Below are 25,970 nucleotides of genomic sequence, written 5' to 3'. Positions count from 1 at the left end.
GTGACCCCTTGGCTCTGTGATACGGCGTGGGACCGCCCGATGGTGCGGCTACAACTGCGAGTCAGAAGTTGCCGTTGGCGAAGCGGGCGATCGGATCGTCGTTGGTCTGGGTTGGGGCCGGTACGCTACGCGAAGATGTAGACGCTCGCATGATCTGCACGCTGCCATTGTCATCGGCTTGCTGTGCCTGCCGGGCCTGACGCGTGGCCACCGAAGCGGGTGGCGGGGGCTCGAACGCATCGGCGGCGGCGTCGATGGCGTCCGGCGCGTGAGCGGCCCTGGTTGGCGGGACCATTGGCGAGGCTGTCACCGGTTGAACTGCTGAGCCGACCGGGGCATCGTACGCGCTCGCCTCGGCGGCCGGAATCGCCGTCGGTGCCACGGCGCCCGCCGCGCGGGCCTGGATCTGTGCCGCGCTCATGCGCGCCGGCGGCGGCTCGAACGGGTCGGCTTGCACGGTGGCCGCCGTTGCGGCTGTGGATGTTGTGACGACAGGCTGCGTCGACGGCGCGGGCGACGTCACCGCAACGCGGGCCGTTTGCTGCGGCTCGCCCGCTGATTGCGTTGCCGGCGACGCGGCAGCATAGCCCGATTTCGCAACCGCGGCTCCGGCTCCCGCGCCCGGCGCCGTTGCCGCCGTGGAGCCCGCATACGCCGGCGCGACCTGCGTCACCGGCGCGACAATTCCCGGCTGCGGCGTCGCAGCCTGATAATTCGGCGTATCGAACGGCGCGGGCGCCGCAGCCGGGGCGGCCACCCGGCGAATGCCGTCGAAGCGCTTGGCCCAATAAGGATTGGTCAAATAGTCGAGCCGTACCGTGCCGCCAGTCGAGGGCGCATTGACGAAGCGCAGCTTCCCCACATAAATGCCGACATGCGAATGGGCACGGCCGGTCGTGTTGAAGAAGATCAGATCGCCAGGCGCAATCTCGTCGGGTTCGATCGGTTCGCCACGCCCGCTCATGTCCGCCGTGGTGCGCGGCAGATTCACCGACGCGGCGCGCAGCACCACATAGCGAACCAGCCCGCTGCAATCGAAGCCACTATCGGGCGTATTGCCGCCCCAGCGGTACGGCACGCCCACCAGACTCATCGCCTGAATCGAGATTTCTTCGCGGCCGATGCTGTGATCGACGAAATGTGGAAAGCCGGGCGGCGGCGCATGATACGCGCCGTTCGCCACCACGACCGAGCTGCCGGACCCGCGCGAGCTCTTCTGCGGCGCGCCGGCACAGGCGGCGAGCAGCAGGACGGTCAGCAGCGAAAAGGCGAGACGGCGCATGAAAAGCGAGGCGGGCGTTAAACGCTCGTTGATGAACGGATAATGTTCGGATGGTAGCCCGCCGCACATGGGGTGGGCAAGAATTGTTGATAAATTACTTGAAGATCGTGCGCTAAGTGTTGCCAGTTCAGCACGAGCAAGTAAAAAAACCGCGTCCGGAATCTTCCGGACGCGGCTTCGAGGCAGAGCGAACTAACTGAAACTTAAAGGATTTCCGACGCGTAGTCGGCGAGGCGCGAGCGCTCGCCGCGCGCCAGCGTCACGTGTCCGCTGTGCGCCCAACCCTTGAAGCGATCGACCACGTAAGTCAACCCCGAACTGCCTTCGGTGAGGTAAGGCGTATCGATCTGCGCGATATTGCCCAGACAGATGATCTTCGTGCCCGGCCCCGCTCGCGTGACCAGCGTCTTCATCTGCTTCGGCGTGAGGTTCTGCGCCTCGTCGATGATCAGATACTTGTCCACGAACGTACGGCCGCGCATGAAGTTCATGCTCTTGACCTTCAGGCGCGAGCGGATCAGCTCCTGCGTTGCGGCGCGGCCCCATTCGCCGGCGGCGTCGTCGGTTTTCTGCAGGACTTCGAGGTTGTCGTCGAATGCGCCCATCCACGGCTGCATCTTTTCCTCTTCCGTACCCGGCAGGAAGCCGATGTCTTCGCCGACCGGCACCGTCGCGCGCGTCACGATGATCTCGTTGTAGCGCTTGTCGTCGAGCACCTGCGCGAGGCCGGCCGCAAGCGCGACCAGCGTCTTGCCGGTGCCGGCCTGGCCGAGCAGCGTGACGAAGTCGATTTCCGGATTCATCAGCAGGTTCAGCGCGAAATTCTGCTCGCGATTGCGCGCCGTGATGCCCCACACATTGTTCTTGTGGTGGCCATAGTCACGCAGCGTTTGCAGCAGTGCCGTCTTGCCGTTCAGCTCGCGCACCAGTGCATGGAACGCGGGTTCGCCGTTTTGCGGCTCCAGATAGACGAACTCGTTGACCAGCATCGACGCGCACAGCGGACCCGTCACCCGGTAATACGTCGTGCCGGTCTTGGTGTCCTGCCAGCTCTCCATGCCCTTTGCGTGCTTCGTCCAGAAGTCCTGTGGCAGCGCGCGGATGCCCGAGTACAGCAGGTCGCTGTCCTCGAGCACCTGGTCGTTGAAGTAGTCTTCGGCCGGCAGTCCGAGCGCATGCGCCTTGATGCGCATGTTGATGTCTTTCGACACCAGCACGACCTGGCGATCCGCGCGGTCGCGCTGCAGCGCGCGCACCACGCCGAGAATCTGGTTGTCCGCCTTGCCCTCGGGCAGGCCTTCGACCGGCTCGATCGCGGTGAGCTTGGTCTGGAAGTACAGGCGCCCGGACGCCTCGCGGCTGCCCAGACGGGCGAGCGAAATACCATCGGACATGTTGCCCGCGTTCGCCACCAGCGCGTCCAGCGTGCGGCTCACCTGGCGAGCGTTGCGCGCGACTTCCGACATGCCCTTCTTGTGATTGTCCAGCTCTTCCAACGTCATCATCGGCAGATAGACGTCGTGTTCCTCGAAACGGAACAGGCAACTCGGATCGTGCATCAGCACGTTGGTGTCGAGCACGAAAAGTTTCTGGACTTCGAGCGGTTCGGCGCCCGCGCCGCGTTTCTTGCTCGTGCCACGCGTGCTCGGCGCGGCAGCCGGCGTGTCGGCCGCGGGTTGTTTCGCGCTCGGCGCGCGCGCGACGACCGGCTGCGGATGAGCTGCGGGCGTGGCCGGTTCGGCTTGCGGACGGGTGGCCGGCACCGGCTGCAACAGCGCAGCGGTCTGCTTCGATTTGCGGCTGCGCGCCGGCGCGGCGGCTTCGGCCGCGGCAGGCGACGCGGATGCCGCGGGCACAGGCCGCAGTGTCGTTGCGGCGTTGGCCGCCTGTGCCATCGGTGCGGCGACGTTCGCGCGGCCGTAGTCGGCCGACTCTGCGGCTTCCCCGGCGCCGGCCTGTTTCTTCGCGGCGGAGCGCGCCGGCGTGGCGGCTTTGGCCTTGTATTCGTCAGGCGGCAGGAGATTGCCGAGCTTGCTGGGGGGAGTAGGCAAAGGCATGGTTTCCCTCGAATTAATCGGGTCACATATCGTGCGCCGCCTGTCGCATTCTGCCGGTGCCAGTGGATGCGCACGCAGTTTGCGCCCGGAGGCGCGCATTCGGTCTAGAGATGCCGGTTCGCCTGGTCTTCGATCGGCTCCTTGATGCAAGCGCGCCGCCGAGTGAAAGAACGGTTGCGCGCAATTAAAAAAGCCGCCGCCCCGGCGTACGGGGCAAGCGGCTCGCCTACGGTGCTCGCGTTGCGCCTCACGACTTCGACGGTCCCGGCGGAGGGGCCGTCAAGTCGGGTGCAGCGCAGGAAAAGGTGGGGTGGACAGGCACTCATTGCAACCCAATATAACGCGCCTCAAAGCGCTTGTACAGCCACCAGAATATCGTCGACATGGCCGGGCACTTTCACGCCGCGCCACTCATTGCGCAGCACCCCTTCGGCGTCGATGAGGAAGGTGGAGCGCTCGATTCCCCTTACTTCTTTGCCATACATTTTCTTCATCTTGATGACATTGAAGAGTGCGCACAGGTTTTCTTCCGGATCAGAGATCAGCGGGAAGGGCAGTTCGAGCTTGGCCTTGAAATTGTCATGCGAGCGCAGGCTGTCGCGCGACACGCCGATGATTTCCGCGCCGGCCTTCCTGAACTTCGGATACAGATCGCGGAATTGCAGACCTTCCGTTGTGCAGCCCGGTGTGTTGTCCTTCGGATAAAAATACAGCACCACCTTCTTGCCCCGCAGCTTGGACAGCGTGATCTCGCCACCGGTAGCGGGGGCGGTGAAGTCGGGGATGGGTTGGTCGACTGCGATGGACACGAGGTTCTCCGGTTTGTTATGGCTGGCGCCGTTCTGCTGCGGTGGCGTCGGCCTGGCATCGAGGCTTGGGGGGAGGTGGGCGCCGGCGCGCGCGGTGGTGGTTCCGGTTGCGGTTCCGTCTCGCGCGGCGGCAGGGCGGTGAGGCTTGGCCGCCGATCGGTCGCTCAGGGCTGGACGATCAGCTCGCCGGAACGCCCTGGAATTTCGCCCCACGTAACAGGGTACGATGGCAGCGTGCTGCGGTCTAGCGCGGCGTGGTAATCACCCATCGTCGCGAAGGTATGGCCTTGCGCGCGCCAGCCTTCCAGCAGCTGTACGAAAATCGGCGCGAGCTTTTGCCCTTCGAGTTCCGCGTGCAACGTGAACACCTGGTCGTGCGGATTGCTGGCCGTGTGCTTCAACATCCATTGCGCGACGTTGTGCTCATCGACCCCGTCCACGCCGAGCACTTCGTCGAGCGTGGGCAGCGTGGTGGGCATCTGCACGTGGCTGAGCATCCTGCCGCCGACCACCGGCAGATACGGCGAATGGCCGCGCCCGTCGGACGCATATTGCATGCCCCAGGCGTCGATCTGCTCGAACGCATGGCCGTTCATCTGCCAGCCGGCCGCGCCGTGCGTGGCCGGTGGGGCGCCGAACACCTCGACAAAACGGTCATGGCTTTTCTGCATCTGCGCGCTGGTCCACGCGCGGTCTTTCGAGCGCACGTTGTCCTGCCAGTACACGTGGTCCCACGTGTGGATACCGCATTCGAAACCGGCTTCGTGGATCGCGCGCATCTCGGCGGCTGCCCTGGCGCCAATGTCCGGACCGGGCAGCAGCACACCGTACATCAATTGCTTGACACCGTAGTGTTCCACTACCGAAGTGCGCGACACCTTCTTCAGAAAGCCCGGCCGCAGCACGCGACGCATCGCCCAACCGGTGTGGTCGGGGCCGAGGCTGAAGAGGAAGGTGGCGCGCGCCTTGAAACGATCAAAGATGCGCGCGAGATTCGGCACGCCTTCGCGGGTGCCGCGCAGCGTGTCGACGTCGATCTTCAGGACGATACGAGCCAAGGCGATCCGCCCTTATTGCTGTTCGACGAGCGCGCGGGCTTCGCCGACATGGCCGCGATACGCTTCGAAAATCTTGCGCAGCGCTTCGTCGAAGGTCGACTTGGGCGCCCAGCCGAGTTCCTGCATCGTGTTGTCGATTTTCGGTACGCGGTTCTGCACATCCTGGTAGCCGGCGCCGTAGTACGCGCCCGACGACGTTTCGATCAGTTGCACCTGTCCGGCCGTGTCGGCGTATTCGGGGAATTCGGCGGCGAGCGTCAGCATCTTGTGCGCGAGTTCGCGCACCGAGAAATTGTTGGTCGGGTTGCCGATGTTGTAGATCTTGCCGGTGGCGACGCCGTCCTTGTTTTCGATGATCTTCATCAGCGCGCCGATGCCGTCGTCGATGTCCGTGAATGCGCGTTTTTGCGCACCGCCGTCGACGAGGCTGATGTTCTCGCCGCGCACGATGTGGCCGAGGAACTGCGTGACCACGCGCGAGCTGCCTTCCTTGGGCGTGTAGATCGAGTCGAGGCCCGGGCCGATCCAGTTGAACGGACGGAACAGCGTGAAGTTCAGGCCTTCCATGCCGTAACCCCAGATCACGCGGTCCATCAACTGCTTCGAGCACGCGTAGATCCAGCGCGGCTTGTTGATCGGGCCATACGACAGTTGCGATTCTTCCGGATCGAACTGCTCGTCCGTACACATGCCGTAGACCTCGGAGGTCGACGGAAATACGAGGTGCTTGCCGTACTTGACGGCCGAACGCACGATCGGCAGGTTCGCCTCGAAGTCCAGCTCGAACACGCGCAGCGGCTGCTTCACGTAGGTGGCGGGCGTGGCGATCGCGACCAGCGGCAAAATCACATCGCACTTCTTGATGTGATACTCGACCCATTCCTTGTTGATCGTGATGTCGCCTTCGAAGAAATGCATCCGCTCGTGATTGACGAGATCGCCCAGACGTTCGGTCTGCATGTCCATCCCGAAGACTTCCCAATCGGTCGTTTCGAGAATGCGTTTGGACAGGTGATGGCCAATGAAGCCGTTCACACCCAGAATCAGGACTTTTTTCATGAAGGTCGGGGAGTTTGGATGAGCTGGGCGAATTCCGCCGGACTGACGACAGTTTCGCCGCCGTCGTGCTGGTGCCGCAATTCGTGGATGGTGATCGCGCGGCCGTCGCCGCAGATCGCAAAAAAGGCATTATCGCTTACGTGCAGGCCCGGCGGCAAATCCGGACGGAGCGCGCCGGGCGCGGCCAGCCGTGCGCGGGCGACGATGAAGCGGTGGCCGCACAGATCGGTGAACGCGCCGGGATAGGGCGGCGCGACCGCGCGAATCAGGTTGTAGACCTGCTGCGCGGGCTGGCTCCAGTCGATCCGGCCGTCTTCCGGTTTGCGTCCGCCGTAGTAGCTGCCGTGCGCGAGATCGTTCGGCAGATGCGGCGCTTCGCCCGCCAGCAGTGCCGGCAGCACGCGCCACAGGGTTTGCTCGGCGGCGACNGCGGCCATTTCGTGCAGCGTCGCGCCGGTTTCGGTCTCGCCGTGGATCACCGCCCAGTTGGTCGGCACGCGACCGCGGTATTTCGGCAGCAGCGAGCCATGCATGTTGTAAGCGCCCCGTGCGGCGAGCGCGAGCAGCTCGACCGGCAACATGTGGCGGTAATAGAACGAAAAGATGAAGTCCGGGCGCGCGGCGCTCACCGCGGCGCGCAACTGCGCGCTCTTCGGATCGGCCGGCGTGACGACCGGAATGCCGTGCTCGGCCGCGACCGAGGCCACGCTGCCGAACCAGATGTTTTCGCTCGGGTTGTCTTCGTGGGTGACGACCAGCGCCACGTCGACACCGCGCGCGAGCAGCACCTGCAGGCAGCGCACGCCGACATTGTGGTAAGCGAATACGACGGCGCGCGGCTTCATGGCGTCGGCCCCTGATCGGTCAGCGGCGCGGCTTGCACCGCCTGCACGATGGCCTGGCGTGGCACTTCGGCGACGGCCGCGCCGTCGCGCTGCTCAAGTATGGTTTGCACCAGATAACGCGGTCGCGCGCGTACCTGCTGGTAGATCCGGCCGATGTACTCGCCAAGCAGGCCGAGCGCGAAGATGATCACCCCGAGCAGGAAGAAGGTGATAGCAAACAGCGTGAACACACCTTGCACTTCCGCGCCGATGATGAAGCGGCGAATCAGCAGCAGCACGAACAGCGCGGCGGAGCCAAGCGACAGGATCACGCCGATGAACGACAGCCATTGCAGCGGCACCACCGAGAAGCCGGTAACGAGGTCGAAATTCAGGCGGATCAGCGAGTACAGCGAATACTTCGATTCGCCGGCAAAGCGCTCTTCGTGCGCGACTTCGATTTCGACCGGATTCTGCGCGAACGTGTACGCGAGCGCCGGAATGAACGTGTTGATTTCGCCGCAGCGATTGATCGTGTCGATGATGTGCCGGCTGTACGCGCGCAGCATGCAGCCCTGGTCGGTCATCTTGATGCGGGTGATGCGCTCGCGCAACCGGTTCATCGCGCGTGACGCCTTGCGACGCCACAGGCTGTCCTGGCGTTGCAGACGGATCGTGCCGACGTAGTCGAAGCCTTCGCGCATCTTCGACACCAGCTTGCCGATTTCCTCCGGTGGATTCTGCAGGTCGGCGTCGAGCGTGATGACGATCTCGCCGCGCGACTGCTCGAAGCCCGCGAGAATCGCCATGTGCTGGCCGTAATTGCCGTTCAGCAAAATCACGCGGGTCGTGTCGGGCCGCGCGCGGAATTGCTCTGCGAGCAGGGCGGCGGATTTGTCGCGGCTGCCGTCGTTGATGAAGATCACTTCGTAACCGGTGCCGAGCGCGTCGAGCGCCGGGTAGAGGCGCGCGAACAGCGCGGCCAGCCCGGCTTCCTCGTTGTACACCGGGATGATGATCGACACTTCCGGTGCGGCGGCGCGATGTTCCGAATAAATCATTTCGGCTTATTTTCCGTATTGTTCGCAAATTTCATTGACCGCGCGGCAGACGCGCGCCACGTCGCTTTCGTTCATCAACGTGAAGAGCGGCAGCGTGACGGTGCTTGCGCCGAAGCGCTCCGCATGCGGGAACATGCCTTCCTTGAAGCCGAGCGCGCGATACAGCGTGAACAGATGGATCGCCGGGTAATGCATGCCCGACCCGATGCCACGTTCCTTCAGTTGCGCCATGAAGCCGGCGCGGTCCAGCGAGAATTTTTCCAGCGGCAGCGTGATCTGGAACATGTGCCAGTTGCTGTTCTCGAAGTCGGCAAACGGCAGGCCGACGCCCAGTTTCACGGCCGCGCCGCCTTCGAAGCCCGCGAAATACGCGCGCACGAGTTTTTTGCGCTGTTCGAGAAAGCGCGCGAGATGCGGCAGCTGGCCGAGGCCGACGCGCGCGGCGACGTCCGTCAGGTTGTATTTGCCGCCGAGCACGTCACAGTCCATGCCGTCGAAGCCCGTGCGCGTGATGCCTTGCAGCCGGTATTTCTGGGCCAGCACGGCTTCTTCCTCGTTGTTCAGCACCAGCGCGCCGCCTTCGATCGAGGTCAGGTTCTTGTTGGCGTGGAAGCTGAACGACACGATGTCGCCGAGCTTGCCGATGCGCTCGCCGTTCCACGTCGAGCCGAAGGCCTGCGCGGCGTCTTCGATCACACGCAGCTTGTGCGCGCGGGCGATCGCGTAGAGGCGGTCCATGTCGACCGGCAGACCGGACAGAAACACGGGCAGCAGCGCCTTGGTGCGCGGTGTGATGGCTTTTTCGAGCAGGTCGAGGTCGATGTTGCGCGTCACCGGATCGATGTCGACGAACACCGGCGTAGCACCGGTTTCCAGGATCACGTTGCTGGTCGAGACCCAGGAGGCGGGCGTCGTGATGACTTCGTCGCCCGCGCCCACGCCGGCAATGCGCAGCCCGATCTCCAGCGTCGCCGTGCCGGAGTTGAACGTTCGCACCGGACGCCCGCCGCAGAACCCGGACAGCGCCGCCTCGAACTTCTGGTTCTGCGGACCGGTGGTGATCCAGCCGGAGCGCAGCACGTCGGCGACGCCCTGAATCGTTTCTTCATCGATTTCAGGTTTGACAAACGGCAAAAACGGGACTGTTGACTGGCTCATGAATGCTTCGCTCGATTGAAAGGGGCGCGACCCGAAGGGCGCGAAGTAAACCACAAACTACGCGCAAACCCAAGGCGGCGGCGAAAAATGCGCAACCGCAGAGCTTACTGCGATCAACCTTAGGTCATGCTTAGTCCGTCCGCGGGTGCGCTTACCGTATCTTGCTCAGGCCGGCCCGCGCCAGCCCGGCGCGGACGATAGACGGTAAGAAACGTTTCCGCCAGCACGCAGCCGCGGCGTTCGCGTCTAGCTGCGCGCGACGATAACTACGCCCAACAGGATGATGCCGATCCCGACCAGCTTCTGCACCGACAACACTTCGCCGAACAGGTACCACGCCGCGAACGCGTTGACGACATAGCCGAGCGACAGCATCGGATAGGCGATCGACACGTCCACTCGGGACAGCCCTACCACCCAGACCACCAGGCTCACCACATAGCACGCGAGCCCCGCGATGAGGGGCGGCTGGGTGGCGAGCCGCCAGCCGATGGGCAGGATGTTCGCACGGGTGAATTCGAAGTGTCCAACGGCATTCGTGCCGGCTTTGAGCAGCAACTGCGCGGCGGCGTTCAACGTCACGCCGGCGAGGATGCAGAAAAGGGAAATCGGGTTCATCGAACGATTGAATCCTCAGATGGGGTCATTGTTGTGGTTTTTCCACGGCCACCGGCGCGTCGGCCGCCGCGAGCGGTTTCATCACCACCACGCGGCGCGGATCTCGTGCGATCACCTGCATCGGCAGGCCTTCCTTGAGCAGGCGCTCGTAGGTCGGCGGCGGGATCAGCGCGAGCGCGTAGCGCTCGGCCTTCCAGCGTTCGATCCACGCGTCGATGGACGGCACCCACTTCTGCGGTTCGACGGACACGCCGAACGCCAGTTCGTCGGGATGTTCGACCATGATCATCGTGTGGTCGATATAGAACGGCAGGGTGTGGTCGAGCACGCCGACCGAGTAGAACGGCGTATCCGCGGGCAGCTTCGCGAGCTGGGCCTTGATCGCGGGCGCGAGCGGCGCGCCGGAGCTGAGGCGGCCGAACACGTCGTGACCGGTGCCGGCGATCGTCCCGAGCAGGAGCCACGCCGCGCCGAAGCAGGCGATCGCGCCGAGGCTGCCGGCCCGGCTGCGGCGGTTCAGCCACAGCGCGCCGAGCGTCAGCGCGAACGCGACGCCGAGCGCGCCCAGCACCCAGCCGCGATACTCGGCGTACAGCTCGGCCGGGTTGCGCGCGCTGCCCAGACGCGCCATGAACAGCGCGGCAAATGCGGCGACGACGAGAAACAGCGCATAGCCCGCCAGATGACGGCGCCACTGGTCGCGCGTGACGAGCGGCAGATACATACCGATCAGGAGCGCGATCGGCGGGGCGATCGGCAGCGTGTAGGAGAGCAGCTTCGAATGCGACGCGCTGAAGAACAGGAAGATGAAGGCGATCCACACGAGCATCAGCGTGACCGGCGCGAAGCCGTTCGGCTGGCGCGGCTGGCGCCACGCGTGGCGCACGCTTTGCAGCGTCACCGACAGCCACGGCAGAAAGCCCACCAGCAGCACCGGCACGAAGTAGTAGAACGCGCCGGGGCGGTTCTGCTCGGGCGTCAGATAGCGCTTGAACTGCTGGACGATGAAAAAGAAGTTCAGGAATTCCGGATTGCGCTGCTGCACCAGCACGAACCACGGCGTGACGATCACGAAGAATACGATCACGCCGCCGATCAGATGCAGGCGTTTCCACAATGCCCAGTCGCGCGCGATCAGCGTGTAGAGCACCAGCACGGCGCCCGGCAGGATCACGCCGACAAGCCCCTTGGACAGCACCGCCAGCGCCATCGACGCCCAGCACACCCACATCCAGCCGCGCACGCACGAGCTCGGCAGGTTGGGGCGTTGCGCGAGCATCAGCGCACAGAGCGTGAGCGCCATCCAGAACGACAGGCCCATGTCGAGCGTGTTGAAGTGGCCCATCAGGTTCCAGTAGGGCGAGCACGCCAGCACGATCGCGGCGAATACACCGGTCGCCGTGTTGAACACGCGCGCGCCGGTGAAGCCGATCAGCAGCACGCCGGCGAAGCCCGTCAGGGCGGTGTACAGGCGCGCCTGCCATTCGCCGATGCCGAACCAGGCGAACGTGAGCGCGTTCGCCCAGGTTTGCAGCGGCGGCTTTTCGAAGTACTTGTAGGCGTTGTAGCGCGGCGTGATCCAGTCGCCGGTGACGAACATCTCGCGCGCCATTTCGGCGTAGCGGCCTTCGTCGCTAGGCAGCAAATGGCGCCAGCCGAGCGGCACGAACCAGATCACGGCGAGAGCCAGCACCAGCAGGAGGATCGTGGTGCGGTTGAGCGGTAGCCTCGACGGCGTATCGTTCATGAATTTCAACCTTTATGGCGACGCCGCGTGGGCGGCGACGCGATGTTATCTGGAAATGGCGACCGGTCGTTCGCGAGGCGGCCAGTCGCGCAGTACGGCGTGTGGAGCTGCGGCATCGCGCCGGCCTCAGTCGGCTTCGGCGGTGCGCGTTCGGGCGTCGGCTGCCGTGTCCGAGGCGGTAAGGCGCTGCGCATGACCAGGCGCGATCCGCCGGCACCACACCAATGGCGCGCAGTGTACGTGATCGGCCGTGATGCGGCGAGGGCACAGAGCGGCGCCGTGAACGTGCGTCGCGGGCGGCAAAGGGCAGCGTGCCGCCTCTGCGAAGCCGGGCCGGACAGCGCCTCGGCTACGCCGCGACCGTACCGCCGCGCGACCCCGCTCCTGTGCTACGCCTCGATCAGCAACGCGGCGGCGACCTTGCGTCCCTCGGCCATCAGGATGTTGTAGGTGCGGCAGGCGGCCTTGAAGTCCATCGTTTCGACGCCGATGCGCTTCGCGGTGAGCGCGGCCGTCAGGCGCGGGTGCGGAAAGCGCAGCCGCGCGCCGCTGCCGAAGATGACCACTTCGGGCGCGGCATCGATCAGCATCGCAAAGTGCTCGGCGCCCAACTGGTCGAAAGACGAGACGGGCCAAGGGATGACGGGCGCCTCCGGCAGCACGAGAAGGCTGCCCGAATGGCGGACCGCATTGATTTCGACATAGTCGGCGCCATACCCGGTGACGGTGTTGAGGGCGCCGCTCGAATCCTGATGTAATTTCAAATTGGTTTTCCGAAGTCGTCGTGAGACATCATGCGTGTTGGCGGCCTGGTGGGACGGAGCCAGCAGGGCGGTTCGACGCGATTGGACACAAGGGGCCAAAAAGAAGAAGGGGCCGAAAAGACCTGCCGATGCGGTTGGTGCATTGCGGAAGTCGGCCAAAATCCGCTAAATTATAGCTTTTTAGCCGCCTTACGGCGCCCCCTCGCTCATGTGCCGCCATAAGCCGCACTGAGTTCGCCGGCGCGGCCCACCGGCTACCTGCCGCGGGTTTTGCCCGTCATCACCGGTTTTCTGACCGTTTTTTGGCTGTTTGCCCGTTTTTCGTCTGATTTCTGTCCGTCTTGCGGCTATGCCGGCGCAATCCGCCGCAGCCGCGCGATCAGCGGGCGCAGGTGAAATCGCAGTCGAACGCCGAACAGCGACACGCAGGTGTGCTCAGGCAAGCAAGCCGGCTATGGTGAGCAGCGGCGGCTCGACAGAGCGGCCCAATCCGCGTTTGGAGGCCTTCGCCGGCCCGGCGCGTTCCGAATTCCCCGTACGGCGAACCTGCCAGGCCGGCGTTTTTTAGCGCGTGGTCTGTCCGCCCAAGCTATCAACCAGGATGAAGTGCCCGCCGTGAAACCGATTCTCAAATCCAACAAGTTGTTGAATGTTTGCTATGACATTCGCGGGCCCGTCCTCGAACACGCAAAGCGGCTCGAAGAAGAGGGTCACCGCATCATCAAGCTGAACATCGGCAATCTCGCGCCGTTCGGCTTCGAAGCGCCCGACGAAATCATTCAGGACATGATTCTGAATCTGCCGGGATCGTCCGGTTACTCGGACTCCAAGGGCGTGTTCGCCGCGCGCAAGGCGATCATGCATTACACGCAGCAAAAGGGCGTGCACGGCGTCGAGCTCGACGACATCTACATTGGCAACGGCGCGTCCGAGCTGATCGTGATGGCGCTGCAGGGCCTGCTGAACGACGGCGACGAAGTGCTGCTGCCCGCGCCCGACTACCCGCTGTGGACGGCTGGCGTGAGCCTCGCGGGCGGGACGCCGGTGCACTACATCTGCGACGAGTCGAACCGCTGGATGCCCGACCTCGATGACATCCGCGCGAAAATCACGCCGAACACGCGTGCGCTCGTCGTCATCAACCCGAATAACCCGACCGGCGCGCTGTACTCGGACGAACTGCTGCTCGGCCTCATCGAAATCGCCCGCCAGCACGGCCTCGTGATCTTCGCCGACGAGGTGTACGACAAGATCGTCTACGACGGCAAGACACACACGTCGATGGCCGCGCTCTCCGAAGATGTGCTCACGGTCACGTTCAACAGCCTGTCGAAGAGCTACCGCTCGTGCGGCTACCGCGCCGGCTGGATGTTCATCTCGGGCCTCACCGGCGAGAATCGCCGCAACGGCCGCGATTATTTCGAAGGTCTCGGCATCCTCGCGTCGATGCGGCTGTGCCCGAACGTGCCCGGCCAGTACGCGATCCAGACCGCGCTCGGCGGCTATCAGAGCATCAACGACCTGATCGTGCCGAGCGGGCGTCTGTACAAGCAGCGCGAACTCGCGTATGACATGCTGACGGCCATCCCCGGCGTGAGCTGCGTGAAGCCCGAAGCGGCGCTGTACATGTTCCCGCGCCTCGACCCGAAGGTGTATCCGATCAAGGACGACCAGCAGTTCATCCTCGATCTGCTGCTCGAAGAGCGCGTGCTGCTCGTGCAGGGCACCGGTTTCAACTGGAAGACGCCGGATCACTTCCGCGTCGTGTTCCTGCCGAACGTGGACGACCTCGCGGATTCGATCAACCGGATCGCGCGTTTCCTCGACGGCTACCGCAAACGTCACACGGCCTGACGCACAATGTGGCGCACGGCGCAGCAAGCACGGCTGCGCGCGTCACCGACACTCATCTCTTTTTAATCACCTACTCGAAAACACACGCTGCATGGAACCGATCAAAGTTGGACTGCTGGGCTTCGGCACGGTAGGCAGCGGCACCTTCACGGTACTGCGTCGCAATCAGGAAGAAATCAAACGCCGCGCGGGCCGCGGCATCGAGATTGCGCGCATCGCCGTGCGCAATCCCGCCAAGGCGAAAGCGGCGCTTGGCGCGCAGGCCGGCACCGTGGCGCTGACCGATGACTTCAACGCGGTGGTCGACGATCCGGCGATCGATATCGTGGCCGAAATGATCGGCGGCACCGGCGTAGCGCGTGAGCTCGTGCTGCGCGCGATCCGGAACGGCAAGCACGTGGTCACCGCCAACAAGGCGCTGCTCGCGGTGCACGGCACGGAGATTTTCGAAGCGGCGCGCGCCAACGGCGTGATGGTGTCGTTCGAAGCGGCGGTGGCGGGCGGCATTCCGATCATCAAGGCGCTGCGCGAAGGGCTGACGGCCAATCGCATCCAGTACATCGCGGGCATCATCAACGGCACCACGAACTACATCCTGTCTGAGATGCGCGACCGCGGGCTCGACTTCGCGACCGCGCTGAAGGCCGCGCAGGAACTGGGTTATGCCGAAGCCGATCCGACCTTCGACATCGAAGGCGTCGACGCCGCGCACAAGGCGACCATCATGAGCGCGATCGCGTTCGGCGTGCCGATGCAGTTCGACAAGGCTTTCGTCGAAGGCATCAGCAAGCTCGACGCGATCGACATCAAATACGCCGAGGAACTCGGCTACCGCATCAAGTTGCTCGGCATCGCGCGGCGCGCGCAGAAGGGCATCGAACTGCGCGTGCACCCCACGCTGATTCCGGAAAAGCGCCTGCTCGCGAACGTGGAAGGCGCGATGAACGCGGTCGTCGTGCACGGCGACGCGGTCGGCACGACGCTGTACTACGGCAAGGGTGCGGGCGCGGAGCCGACGGCCTCGGCGGTGGTGGCCGATCTTGTCGACGTGACGCGCCTGCATACGGCTGACCCGGAGCATCGCGTGCCGCATCTGGCATTCCAGCCGGACAGCCTGTCGAACACGCCGATCCTGCCGATCGACGAAGTGACGAGCGGCTACTACCTGCGTCTGCGGGTGGCGGACGTGACCGGCGTGCTGGCCGACATCACGCGCATTCTGGCCGACACCGGCATCTCGATCGACGCGCTGCTGCAAAAGGAATCGGAGCAGGTCGACGCGAACGGCAAGGGCGAAACCGACATCATCCTGATCACGCACGAAACGGTCGAAAAGCATGTCAACGCCGCGATCAAAACGATCGAAGCGCTGAAGACCGTCGTCTCGCAAGTCACGAAGCTGCGCATGGAAGCGCTGAACTAGGCACACTATGAACTACCTCTCCACGCGCGGCGCCGGAGCCGGCGAGCGCCACACCTTTTCGGACATCCTGCTGGGCGGTCTCGCGAAAGACGGCGGCCTGTACCTGCCGGCCGAATACCCGCGCGTCAGCGCCGACGAACTGACGCGCTGGCGTACGCTGCCTTACGCGGACCTCGCCTTCGAGATCCTGTCGAAATTCAGCGACGACATTCCCGCCGAAGATCTGCGCGCGCTCACGCGCAAGACCTACACGGCCGCGACGTACTGCAACGTGCGCGACGACGAAAGCGCCGCGCAGATCACGCCGCTCAAAACACTCGGCGTCGAGAACGGCACGCCGCTGTCGCTGCTGGAGCTGTCGAACGGTCCGACGCTCGCGTTCAAGGACATGGCGATGCAGTTGATCGGCAACCTGTTCGAGTACGCGCTGGCCAAACACGGCGAGACGCTGAACATTCTCGGCGCGACCTCGGGCGACACCGGCAGCGCCGCCGAATACGCGATGCGTGGCAAGAAGGGCATTCGCGTGTTCATGCTGTCGCCGCACAAGAAGATGAGCGCGTTCCAGACCGCGCAGATGTACAGCCTGCAAGACCCGAACATTTTCAATATCGCCGTTGAAGGCGTGTTCGACGACGCGCAGGACATCGTCAAGGCGGTGTCGAACGATCACGAGTTCAAGGCGAAGTACAAGATCGGCACGGTCAATTCGATCAACTGGGCGCGTGTCGTCGCGCAGGTCGTCTATTACTTCAAGGGCTACTTCGCGGCGACGAAGTCGAACGACGAGCGCGTGTCGTTCACGGTGCCGTCGGGCAACTTCGGCAACGTCTGCGCGGGTCATATCGCGCGGATGATGGGTCTGCCGATCGAGAAACTGGTTGTCGCGACCAACGAAAACGACGTGCTCGACGAGTTCTTCCGCACCGGCATCTATCGCGTGCGCAAGGCGGCCGAGACGTATCACACGAGCAGCCCGAGCATGGATATTTCGAAGGCGTCGAATTTCGAGCGCTTCGTGTTCGATCTGCTGGGCCGCGATCCGGCTCGCGTGTTGCAGCTGTTCCGCGACGTCGAGGAGAAGGGCGGTTTCGACCTCGCGGCGAGCGGCGATTTCGTGCGCGTGAAGGAATTCGGTTTCGTGTCGGGCCGCAGCAGCCACGATTCCCGCGTGGAGACGATCCGCGACGTGTTCGAGCGTTACGACACGATGATCGACACGCACACGGCCGACGGTCTGAAGGTGGCGCGCGAGCATCTGCAGCCGGGCATTCCGATGATCGTGCTGGAGACCGCGCAACCGATCAAGTTCGGCGAGACGATCCGTGAAGCGCTGTTGCGCGAACCGGAGCGGCCGGCTGCGTTCTCGGGGCTGGAATCGTTGCCGCAGCGCTTCGAAGTGCTGCCGGCCGATGCGCAGCGCGTGAAGGACTTCATCGTGGCGAATACGCGCGAGTAGCACGCGTGGTTGTGGTGCTGGGCGAGTCCAGGTGGCTCGTGCAGCGCACACGCCGCACCGCACAGCCCCGCATCCCACCAAGCCAGATCCCCACCTCACGCCCGGCCGCCCAGGCCTGGGGCATCGACCGCTACAATGTTCTTTTATTTGCGGCTTCGACACCAGAGATGTCCACACCAACGCCCCGCGCTCCCATGCTCGCCACCGCCGAAGCGTTGGCGACCCTGCTTGGCGCCGCGCGCCCGATCGACGGCACTGAATCCATTCCCACGCTCGAGGCGCTGAACCGCGTGCTGTCGGCCGACGTCACATCGCCGCTCGACGTGCCGCCGATGAATACCAGCGCGATGGACGGCTACGCAATCCGAACCGCGGACCTCGCACGCGAGGGCGCGAGCCGTCTGCCGGTGTCGCAGCGCATTCCCGCAGGCCACGCGCCCACGCCGTTGCAGCCCGGCACCGCGGCGCGCATCTTCACCGGCGCGACGGTGCCGCCCGGCGCGGACGCGGTCGTGATGCAGGAGCAAACCGAAGCCTCCGGCGATCACGTCACGATTCTCCACACCCCGCAAGCCGGCGAATGGATCACGGTGCAGGGCGCGGACATCCGCAGCGGCTCGGTCATTCTTCCGGCCGGCACGCGGCTCTCGCCGCAGGCGCTGGGGCTGGCGGCGTCGGTCGGCTGCGCGCGGCTCGAGGTGCGGCGGCGCGTCCAGGTCGCCGTGTTTTTCACCGGCGATGAGCTGACCATGCCGGGCGAGCCGCTCGAACCCGGGGCGATCTACAACTCGAATCGCTTCACGCTACGCGGTCTGCTGGAAAAGCTCGGCTGCGAGATAACCGACTATGGCATCGTCGCCGACAAGCTCGAAGTGACCCGCGCGACGCTGCGCGAAGCCGCCAGGACTCACGATCTGATCCTGACTTGTGGCGGCGTCTCGGTAGGCGAGGAAGATCATGTGAAGCCGGCTGTGGAGGCGGAAGGGCGTCTGTCGATGTGGCAGATCGCGATGAAGCCGGGCAAGCCGCTCGCATTCGGCGCAGTGCGCCGTGGCGTCTCGCGCGAGCGTGCGGGGGCATCGGCGTCGGCCGAAACCTTCTTCATCGGCCTGCCGGGCAATCCGGTGTCCAGCTTCGCCACCTTCCTGCTGTTCGTGCGTCCGTTCGTGCTGAGCCTTGCCGGTGCGCGAAGCGTCGCGCCGCGTGCGCTGTCGTTGCGCGCGGACTTCACCCAGAGCAAGGCCGACCGCCGCAACGAATTCCTGCGTGCGCGGATCAACGAAGCCGGTGGCCTCGATCTGTTTCCGAATCAGAGCTCGGCCGTGCTGACTTCGACGGTCTGGGGCGACGGCCTGATCGACAATCCGCCAAATCACGCGATCAGCGCCGGCGAGACCGTGCGCTTCATTCCCTTTTCCGAATTGCTGAACTGAGGCCGGCCATGCATCGCAGACCGGTGACATCCCGATGAAAATTGAACTCCGCTATTTTGCGAGCGTGCGCGAAGCGCTCAACCTGGCCGACGAAACCGTCGATCTGCCCGACGGCATCGCGACCGTCGGCGACGTGCGCGCCTGGCTGCGCGTGCGCGGCGGCATCTGGGCCGAGACGCTCGCCGAAGGCCGTGCGCTGCGCATGGCCTGCAATCACGTGATGACGGGCGCTGGCACCCGCATCACCGACGGCTGCGAAGTCGCTTTCTTCCCGCCCGTTACCGGCGGCTAGGCGAGACGCCGCTCACCTGTCTACAACTGCCCAGGAGCCGCCGATGCCCGTTCGCGTCCAGACCGAAGACTTCGACCTCAGCACCGAGGTGGCCGCGTTGCGCGCGCGCAATCCGAAGATCGGCGCGGTCGCGTGTTTCGTCGGCACCGTACGTGATCTGAATGACGGCAGCACGGTCGAGACCATGGAGCTCGAGCATTACCCCGGCATGACGGAGAAGTCGCTGGAGGCGATCGTCGTGAATGCGCGCGAGCGCTGGCCAGGCATCGAGGTGCTGATCGTGCATCGGGTCGGCAAGCTGTATCCGCTCGACCGGATCGTGCTGGTCGCGACGACGGCCGCGCATCGCGGCGACGCGTTCGCGTCGTGTGAATTCGTGATGGATTATCTGAAGACCCAGGCGCCGTTCTGGAAGAAAGAGAAGACCGCGAGTGGCGAGCGCTGGGTCGACGCTCGCGTCACCGACGACGCCGCGCTGGCGCGGTGGGACATCGACTCGGGGAATCAATCGCGGGAGTAGCCGCACGCCGGAGCACGGCTGGGCTGGTTGAGCCAAGGTGCCAACACAGGCTCGATGTGCACCGGGTGCGCCGAACGCACACGACGCCCCGAACCTCGTCATTCACTCGTCGCGCGGTTGCCCGATAATCCGCGTCGGAAACGGCTCGCCCGCCGGACGTGCGGCATGAGCGTCGCCGTCATGCGGACGACGCTTCGGCGCCACGCGTTCGAGCAGCGCCTGCTGTTCCGCGGGAATCTTGTAATCCCAACCGAAGCGGCTCAACTGCAGGCTCTGCGCGATGCGCAGCGCCGGTTCCATGAAGCGCACTGCTGCCGCCGGCTGATAGCGGGACTCCACCGTATCCAGAAACAGATACAGCCAGCGGCTGAAGTGCTGCGGTTCGACCCCGTCAAGCGGCTGATGCGCCTGCTGCACGTTGCCGCGGTACTGCTTCGCACCGAGCACGAGACTGCCCCAGAACGTGCACATCTTCGGCAGATGATCGTCCCAACGGCCCGCCAGCGTGGCGTCGAACACGGGACCGAGCAGCGGATCGGCGCGCACGCGATCGTAAAAGCCGTACACGAGTTCGCGGATGTTCGCTTCGGTCGGTTCGGCGGCGCGCTCGACCACGGGCGCGGCGGGAAAAGACGGATTCATGCTGATTCCAGAAAAAGGCGGCTTCGGATGGCGGCGCGTCCCACGGCGCCACAGGCGACCGGGCGTGGTGTGAAACCGTTGGCGAAGAAAGGAAGAGGGCGGCCAATACCCTGCTCTTACGACTGACCGAGGCGGGAAACGTTACCATTACTACCGGCACATCAGCGCCGCCTGTCGAGGCAATATCACCAAACAGGTTAATTGCCTGCATCTTAGGGTGAAGCGGCGGCCACCGGCAACCCTTGCATCGACGCGGTTATCTCCAGGATCGCGGCTTGCCCCCTTCGTGGTACCTGCCCCATGCGACTGACCGATTATACGGATTACTCACTACGCGTCTTGCTGTACCTCGCGGCTCAGGGGGACGCGTTGTCGACGATTCAGGATATTTCGCAAGCGTACGGAGTATCCCGCAACCATCTCATGAAGGTCGTGCAGCAACTCGCGGAACGCGGCTGGATCGAGACCGTGCGGGGGCGCAACGGCGGTCTGCGGTTTGTCGAACATATCCGTGATTTGACCGTCGGCGAGGTGGTGCGCGCGACGGAAAGTGACTTCGCGCTGGTGGCCTGCATGCCCGACCCGCGTGGCGAGCACCGGCCCTGTGTGATTTCGCCGCAATGCCGTCTGCGCGCAGCGCTTCAGGCCGCGCGCGATGCCTTTCTCGCCGAGCTCGACCGGCATACGATCGGCGAAGTCTCGCAGCCGCAGGGCGCACTGGCCGCGCTGCTCGGCATGAACGGTGCGATCCGGATCTTACCGGTCGCGTCGGCGGCCTGAAACGGGGCGCGGACAGTTGTTTCGTTCAAAGGTTAAATAGTTGCCGTTGGACGCAAAAAAGTGCTTGAAACCTGAATAAAACGCCTCATTTTGGTGGTAATCGAAATTGGAGGTCTCTTGATGAGAATCGACAAACTCACCACTAAATTCCAGGAAGCGCTCGCGGATGCGCAGAGTCTGGCCGTCGGCCATGACAATCAATACATCGAACCGGTTCACGTTCTGTCGGCGCTCGTCGCCCAGCAGGATGGCTCCGCGCGCTCGCTGCTCTCGCGTGCCGGCGTGCACGTGCAGGCGCTGCAAACAGCGCTTGGCGACGCCATGACGCGCTTGCCGCAGGTGCAGGGCACCGACGGCAACGTGCAGATCGGCCGCGAACTGACCGGCTTGTTGAATCAGGCGGACAAGGAAGCGCAAAAGCTCAACGACACGTTCATCGCGAGCGAGATGTTCCTGCTCGCGATCGCGGACGACAAGGGCGAAGCAGGCCGCCTCGCGCGTCAGCATGGCCTGTCGCGCAAGTCGCTGGAAAGCGCGATCGCGGCAGTGCGCGGCGGCTCGCAGGTGCATAGCCAGGACGCCGAAAGCCAGCGTGAAGCACTGAAGAAATACACGGTCGACCTGACCGAGCGCGCGCGGGCCGGCAAACTCGACCCGGTGATCGGCCGAGACGACGAAATCCGTCGCTCGATCCAGATCCTGCAACGCCGTACCAAGAACAATCCGGTGCTGATCGGCGAACCGGGCGTGGGTAAGACCGCGATCGTCGAAGGGCTCGCGCAGCGTATCGTCAACGGCGAAGTGCCGGAGACGCTCAAGGGCAAGCGCGTGCTGTCGCTCGACATGGCCGCGTTGCTGGCGGGCGCGAAGTATCGCGGCGAGTTCGAAGAGCGGCTGAAGGCCGTGCTCAGCGACATCGCGAAAGACGAAGGCCAGACCATCGTCTTCATCGACGAAATTCACACCATGGTGGGCGCGGGCAAGGCCGAAGGCGCAATGGACGCGGGCAACATGCTCAAGCCGGCGCTCTCGCGCGGCGAACTGCATTGCGTCGGCGCGACCACGCTCGACGAATACCGCAAGTACATCGAAAAGGATGCCGCGCTCGAACGCCGTTTCCAGAAGGTGCTGGTCGATGAGCCGTCGGTGGAGGCGACCATCGCGATCCTGCGTGGCTTGCAGGAGAAGTACGAACTGCATCATGGCGTCGACATCACCGACCCGGCGATCGTCGCGGCAGCGGAACTGTCGCATCGGTACATCACGGATCGTTTCCTGCCGGACAAGGCGATCGATCTGATCGACGAAGCCGCGTCGAAGATCAAGATGGAAATCGACTCCAAGCCGGAGGAGATGGACCGGCTCGACCGTCGTTTGATCCAGTTGAAGATCGAACGCGAAGCCGTGAAGAAGGAAAAGGACGAAGCGTCGCAAAAGCGCCTGCAATTGATCGAGGAAGAAATCGAGCGTTTGAATCGCGAATACTCGGACCTCGACGAAATCTGGACCGCGGAAAAAGCCGCGGTGCAGGGCAGTGCGCAACTGAAGGAAGAGATTGAGAAAACGCGTGCGGAAATCACGCGCCTACAGCGTGAAGGCAAGCTGGAGAAGGTCGCCGAGTTGCAATACGGCAAGCTGCCGGGGCTCGAAGCGCAACTGAAGGAAGTGACGCGGGCCGAGGCGGAAGAGCAGAACAGCCCGCAGCGTCGGCGGCTGTTGCGCACGCAGGTCGGTGCGGAAGAAATCGCGGAAGTCGTGTCGCGTTCCACCGGCATTCCGGTCTCGCGCATGATGCAGGGCGAGCGCGAAAAGCTGCTGCAGATCGAGGAAAAACTGCACGACCGCGTGGTTGGTCAGGACGAGGCGATCAGCGCGGTGGCCGATGCGATCCGCCGCTCGCGCGCGGGTCTGTCGGACCCGAACCGTCCGTATGGTTCGTTCCTGTTCCTCGGGCCGACCGGTGTGGGCAAGACCGAACTGTGCAAGGCGCTGGCTTCGTTTTTGTTCGATTCGGAAGATCATCTGATCCGTATCGACATGAGCGAATTCATGGAGAAGCACAGCGTCGCGCGTTTGATCGGCGCGCCGCCGGGCTACGTCGGCTACGAAGAAGGTGGTTATCTGACCGAAGCTGTGCGCCGCAAGCCATATAGCGTCATCCTGCTCGATGAAATCGAGAAGGCGCATCCGGATGTGTTCAACGTGCTGCTGCAAGTGCTCGACGACGGCCGCATGACCGATGGCCAGGGCCGTACCGTGGACTTCAAGAACACGGTGATCGTGATGACCTCGAACCTCGGTTCGCAGGTGATCCAGGCGATGGTCGGCGAGCCGCAGGAAGCGGTCAAGGACGCGGTGTGGGAAGAGGTGAAGCTGCACTTCCGGCCCGAGTTCCTGAACCGGATCGACGACGTCGTGGTGTTCCATGCGCTCGACCGCTCGAACATCCAGTCGATCGCGCGTATTCAGCTCCAGCGTCTGCATGAGCGGCTGGCCAAACTCGACATGCAGCTCGTGGTGTCCGACGAGGCGCTCGAACATGTCGGCAAGGTCGGCTACGATCCGCTGTTCGGCGCGCGGCCGTTAAAGCGTGCGATCCAGCAGGAGATCGAGAACCCGGTCGCCAAGCTGATTCTGGCTGGCAAGTTCGGTCCGAAGGATGTGATTCCGGTCGAAGTGGAAGACGGCCAACTGGTGTTCGAACGCGTCGTGCATTAAGTGGTGAAGCGCGGGTGCGGCGGTGGTCGAGCCGCACCGCCCGTATGCAAAAGCGGCAACGAAGGTGACTTCGTTGCCGCTTTTTTTTCGATCGACGAGCCGCTCAGGCGAGGCTGCCCGCCTGCCCGGGCGTGCTTTTATGCGTTCTTGTTGCCGAACAGCGCCGACAGTCCGCCGAGCGCGCCGAGCACCGTGGTCGCATTGAGCTTGCCCTCGGCCGGCACTTCGCCTTCGGGGGTCGCCGCGTTGACGACGTGCGGCAGGATTTGCGAGAGCAGCCCCGAGACCTGATCCGGTTCCACGCCGGCTTTCGCCGCGAGGTGGGTCACGGTGTCCGAGCCGAGCACGCTGTGCAGCGCATCGGGGGCGATCGGCTGGTTCTCGCCGTTGCTGACCCACGACGAGACGACGTCGCCGAGACCTTTTTCCTTGAAGCGTTCGATCAGCCCATTCAGGCCGCCCGGCTGGTTATTGACGAATTCGAGTGCGGCTGCGATCAGCGCTTGCTGGCCACCGCCGCCTTCGGGGGATTTGCCAAGCAGGGAACCGATAGTGTCGAGTAGGCTCATGACGGTCTCTCTTGAATGCCGACACGTGCGTGACGGGTCGGCGGGTGAAAACGCCGCGCGGTTGCGCGGCGCAGTGGAAAAGATGGACAGCCGGCAGCGGGACGGTTCGGTGCGCGCATGCCACAGGGATCATGCGGGTCATGCGCGCACCCGGGGAGTCGTCGAGATGCCGGCGCCCACCTCTTTGCGCGTCATTACGTTACGCGCCAGAGGCCGCCGCGGCCGAGGCGGCCTTGCTCTTCTTTGCCTTCTTCTTCGAGGCCTTGGTGCCGGACGCGTCGGCCGGCGCGGTGGCCGGTGCGGAAGCCGCTGCTGCTTCGGATGCCGCGGCCTTGCTCTTCTTCTTCGACTTCGATGCCTTCGCGCCCGACGCTTGCGCGGGAGCCGCCGGCGCCGGGGCTGCGGTCGTGGCCGGTGGCGGGGTGGTCGCTGCGGGTGCTGCTGCCGGTGCTGCCTTGGTGGTGCTGGTCGACTTCGTCGCGGGCCTGGCGCCGGTCGGCGGCGCGCCCGAGCCGTTGATCGTCAGGCCGGCCGCCTCGAGGTTGGTGACGGATTTAGCGCCGATGCCCTTGACGCGGGTGGCGAGATCGTCGGCGTCCTTGAACGGGCCATTTTTGGTGCGTTCGTCGATGATCGCCTTGGCATGAACGGGCCCGATGCCCTTGACCGATTCGAGCGCCGCCTGGTCGGCGGAATTCACTTCGACGGCCGCCGCCCATCCGGCCGACAGCGACAAAGCCACAGCAACGCAAAGCATTAAAAGCTTCTTCAGCATGGCAAGCACTCCATTGAAGGCAAACAAGTAAGCCGGGAACGGACGACGCATCCTGTCAGCAGGCGCTGCGTTCAAGCATAGAACAAATCGCGCGCCCTTATTTGTGAACGCCGCCGATTTATACCGATCGATTCGTGACAAGTAAATCGGGCTGCACAATATTTAAACCTTTTGCTTAGCCATTAAGCCGTTGTGAGTTTATCCATCCAATGCCGTCCGCCATAAAAAATCACACCGCAGACAAATGACAGCGGCGAGCGCTTGACTTAGAGTGCACTCGAAGTCCTAACCTGAGTCCATCATGTCGAAAATCTCAACCGCACTCACCATCGGTCAGGTTGCCGAAACGATCGGCGTCTCGACGCATACGCTGCGCTATTACGAACAGGCCGGGCTGATCCGCGAGGTCGGGCGCACGCAGGCGGGGCATCGCCTGTACTCGCCGGCCCATCTCGACTGGCTGCGCTTCGTGATGCGTCTGAAGGCGACCGGCATGCCGATCGCCGGCATGCAGGCGTTCGCGGCGCTGCGCGCACAAGGCCAGCCGACGATGGGCGCGCGCCGCGACCAGCTGGTGGCGCACCGGGACACGGTTTTGGCGCGGATCGCCGAACTGCAGAGCGACCTGGGCGCGATCGTCGACAAGATCGCGTACTACGAGGCAGCTGCGCGCAACGGCAGCGCGGATGATGAGCCGACACGACAGGGTGATGCAACCGCATCGCTTTCACATTCGGACAAGGACTCACCATGGACTACGCACACAACGACCGCTACACCCGGGGCTGGGACAAGCTGAAAGAGATCGACGGCTCGGCCGGTGAACAGGTGATCGCCGCGCTCGCGCCGATCGCGCCGGATTTCGGGCGGCTGCTGATCGAGTTTGGTTTCGGCGATATTTACAGCCGGCCGCAACTCGATCTGCGGGCGCGTGAAATTGCGACGATTGCGTCGCTCGCGACGCTCGGATGTGCGCAACCGCAACTCAAAGTGCATATCGAGGCGGCGCTGAACGTCGGGTGTACACGCGAGGAGATCGTCGAGGTGTTCATGCAGATGGCCCTCTAC

General features: G+C 64.2%; 24 protein-coding genes. 10 read left to right on the top strand and 14 right to left on the bottom strand.

Going from position 1 to position 25,970, the window contains the following annotated elements; all coding sequences use genetic code 11:
• Positions 1-61: 61 nt before the first annotated feature.
• From CIC12_RS16675 to CIC12_RS16625, 11 genes are all read right to left on the bottom strand, one after another.
• The gene (locus CIC12_RS16675) at positions 62-1,282 is read right to left on the bottom strand and encodes an NlpC/P60 family protein (protein WP_168665199.1); all 1,221 of its coding nucleotides are present in this window, start codon (positions 1,280-1,282) and stop codon (positions 62-64) included.
• Between the two features lie 203 nt (positions 1,283-1,485).
• On the bottom strand, positions 1,486-3,339 hold the full coding sequence (locus tag CIC12_RS16670) for a PhoH family protein (protein WP_168665198.1): 1,854 nt from the start codon (positions 3,337-3,339) through the stop codon (positions 1,486-1,488).
• A 347-nt stretch (positions 3,340-3,686) separates the two neighbouring features.
• Positions 3,687-4,148, bottom strand: coding sequence for a redoxin domain-containing protein (locus tag CIC12_RS16665; protein ID WP_168665197.1), 462 nt, complete (start codon positions 4,146-4,148; stop codon positions 3,687-3,689).
• A gap of 164 nt (positions 4,149-4,312) precedes the next feature.
• Positions 4,313-5,206, bottom strand: a complete 894-nt coding sequence (locus CIC12_RS16660; RefSeq protein WP_168665196.1) for a polysaccharide deacetylase family protein — start codon at positions 5,204-5,206, stop codon at positions 4,313-4,315.
• 12 nt (positions 5,207-5,218) lie between these two features.
• On the bottom strand, positions 5,219-6,265 hold the full coding sequence (locus CIC12_RS16655; protein WP_168665195.1) for a bifunctional UDP-4-keto-pentose/UDP-xylose synthase: 1,047 nt from the start codon (positions 6,263-6,265) through the stop codon (positions 5,219-5,221).
• On the bottom strand, positions 6,262-7,110 hold the full coding sequence (locus CIC12_RS16650) for a formyltransferase (protein ID WP_168665194.1): 849 nt from the start codon (positions 7,108-7,110) through the stop codon (positions 6,262-6,264). Before CIC12_RS16650 ends, CIC12_RS16655 begins: the two co-directional genes overlap by 4 nt.
• Positions 7,107-8,150, bottom strand: a complete 1,044-nt coding sequence (locus CIC12_RS16645; RefSeq protein ID WP_168665193.1) for a glycosyltransferase — start codon at positions 8,148-8,150, stop codon at positions 7,107-7,109. The genes CIC12_RS16650 and CIC12_RS16645 overlap by 4 nt, the downstream gene beginning before the upstream one ends.
• A 6-nt stretch (positions 8,151-8,156) precedes the next feature.
• Positions 8,157-9,308 carry a DegT/DnrJ/EryC1/StrS family aminotransferase gene (locus CIC12_RS16640; protein WP_168665192.1) on the bottom strand — a complete coding sequence of 384 codons (1,152 nt, stop codon included), beginning with the start codon at positions 9,306-9,308 and terminating at the stop codon, positions 8,157-8,159.
• 246 nt (positions 9,309-9,554) lie between these two features.
• Positions 9,555-9,926, bottom strand: a complete 372-nt coding sequence (locus CIC12_RS16635; protein WP_168665191.1) for an SMR family transporter — start codon at positions 9,924-9,926, stop codon at positions 9,555-9,557.
• Between the two features lie 25 nt (positions 9,927-9,951).
• Entirely contained in the window at positions 9,952-11,673 is a 1,722-nt protein-coding gene (locus CIC12_RS16630) for a glycosyltransferase family 39 protein (RefSeq protein ID WP_168665190.1), read from the bottom strand.
• 389 nt (positions 11,674-12,062) lie between these two features.
• Positions 12,063-12,437, bottom strand: a complete 375-nt coding sequence (locus tag CIC12_RS16625) for an Mth938-like domain-containing protein (RefSeq protein WP_168665207.1) — start codon at positions 12,435-12,437, stop codon at positions 12,063-12,065.
• 606 nt (positions 12,438-13,043) lie between these two features.
• Here CIC12_RS16625 and CIC12_RS16620 point away from each other — a divergent pair.
• From CIC12_RS16620 to moaE, 6 genes are all read left to right on the top strand, one after another.
• Positions 13,044-14,291, top strand: coding sequence for an aminotransferase class I/II-fold pyridoxal phosphate-dependent enzyme (locus CIC12_RS16620; protein ID WP_168665189.1), 1,248 nt, complete (start codon positions 13,044-13,046; stop codon positions 14,289-14,291).
• A gap of 91 nt (positions 14,292-14,382) precedes the next feature.
• Complete coding sequence (locus tag CIC12_RS16615) at positions 14,383-15,714, top strand: homoserine dehydrogenase (protein WP_168665188.1); 1,332 nt, start codon at positions 14,383-14,385, stop codon at positions 15,712-15,714.
• A gap of 7 nt (positions 15,715-15,721) precedes the next feature.
• Positions 15,722-17,173, top strand: coding sequence for a threonine synthase (gene thrC, locus CIC12_RS16610; RefSeq protein ID WP_168665187.1), 1,452 nt, complete (start codon positions 15,722-15,724; stop codon positions 17,171-17,173).
• A 194-nt stretch (positions 17,174-17,367) separates the two neighbouring features.
• Positions 17,368-18,606, top strand: a complete 1,239-nt coding sequence (locus tag CIC12_RS16605) for a molybdopterin molybdotransferase MoeA (protein ID WP_168665206.1) — start codon at positions 17,368-17,370, stop codon at positions 18,604-18,606.
• A gap of 34 nt (positions 18,607-18,640) precedes the next feature.
• Complete coding sequence (gene moaD, locus CIC12_RS16600) at positions 18,641-18,898, top strand: molybdopterin converting factor subunit 1 (RefSeq protein WP_121318403.1); 258 nt, start codon at positions 18,641-18,643, stop codon at positions 18,896-18,898.
• Between the two features lie 43 nt (positions 18,899-18,941).
• Positions 18,942-19,418 (top strand): molybdopterin synthase catalytic subunit MoaE, encoded by a 477-nt coding sequence (gene moaE, locus CIC12_RS16595; protein WP_168665186.1) that lies wholly within the window; start codon positions 18,942-18,944, stop codon positions 19,416-19,418.
• A gap of 102 nt (positions 19,419-19,520) precedes the next feature.
• Here the strand turns inward: moaE and CIC12_RS16590 are convergent, their stop codons facing one another.
• A complete protein-coding gene (locus CIC12_RS16590; protein ID WP_168665185.1) occupies positions 19,521-20,060 on the bottom strand; it encodes a group III truncated hemoglobin in 540 nt (179 codons plus the stop codon).
• 300 nt (positions 20,061-20,360) lie between these two features.
• Here CIC12_RS16590 and CIC12_RS16585 point away from each other — a divergent pair, with 300 nt between their 5' ends.
• Together CIC12_RS16585 and clpB are read left to right on the top strand one after the other, a co-directional pair.
• Positions 20,361-20,840: an Rrf2 family transcriptional regulator gene (locus CIC12_RS16585; RefSeq protein ID WP_168665184.1), complete on the top strand. Its 480-nt coding sequence runs from the start codon at positions 20,361-20,363 to the stop codon at positions 20,838-20,840.
• A gap of 120 nt (positions 20,841-20,960) precedes the next feature.
• Entirely contained in the window at positions 20,961-23,558 is a 2,598-nt protein-coding gene (clpB, locus tag CIC12_RS16580; RefSeq protein WP_168665183.1) for an ATP-dependent chaperone ClpB, read from the top strand.
• 137 nt (positions 23,559-23,695) lie between these two features.
• On the opposite strand, the gene CIC12_RS16575 is transcribed toward clpB, so the two are convergent.
• Together CIC12_RS16575 and CIC12_RS16570 are read right to left on the bottom strand one after the other, a co-directional pair.
• On the bottom strand, positions 23,696-24,211 hold the full coding sequence (locus CIC12_RS16575; protein ID WP_446728018.1) for a YidB family protein: 516 nt from the start codon (positions 24,209-24,211) through the stop codon (positions 23,696-23,698).
• A gap of 115 nt (positions 24,212-24,326) precedes the next feature.
• Complete coding sequence (locus CIC12_RS16570; protein WP_168665205.1) at positions 24,327-24,902, bottom strand: ComEA family DNA-binding protein; 576 nt, start codon at positions 24,900-24,902, stop codon at positions 24,327-24,329.
• Positions 24,903-25,203: 301 nt separating this feature from the next.
• On the opposite strand from CIC12_RS16570, the gene CIC12_RS16565 reads away from it, so the two are divergent.
• On the top strand, positions 25,204-25,701 hold the full coding sequence (locus tag CIC12_RS16565) for a MerR family transcriptional regulator (protein ID WP_168665181.1): 498 nt from the start codon (positions 25,204-25,206) through the stop codon (positions 25,699-25,701).
• Positions 25,653-25,970 (top strand): carboxymuconolactone decarboxylase family protein (locus CIC12_RS16560; protein WP_168665180.1); only part of this gene is annotated, 318 nt, incomplete at its 3' end. The genes CIC12_RS16565 and CIC12_RS16560, both read left to right, overlap by 49 nt.

It is taken from the genome of Paraburkholderia sp. SG-MS1, from assembly GCF_012275575.1.
In the GTDB taxonomy this organism is placed as follows: Bacteria; Pseudomonadota; Gammaproteobacteria; order Burkholderiales; family Burkholderiaceae; genus Paraburkholderia.
The sequence above is the reverse complement of the archived record's forward strand: the minus strand, read 5'-3'. Positions and strand labels throughout refer to the sequence as shown.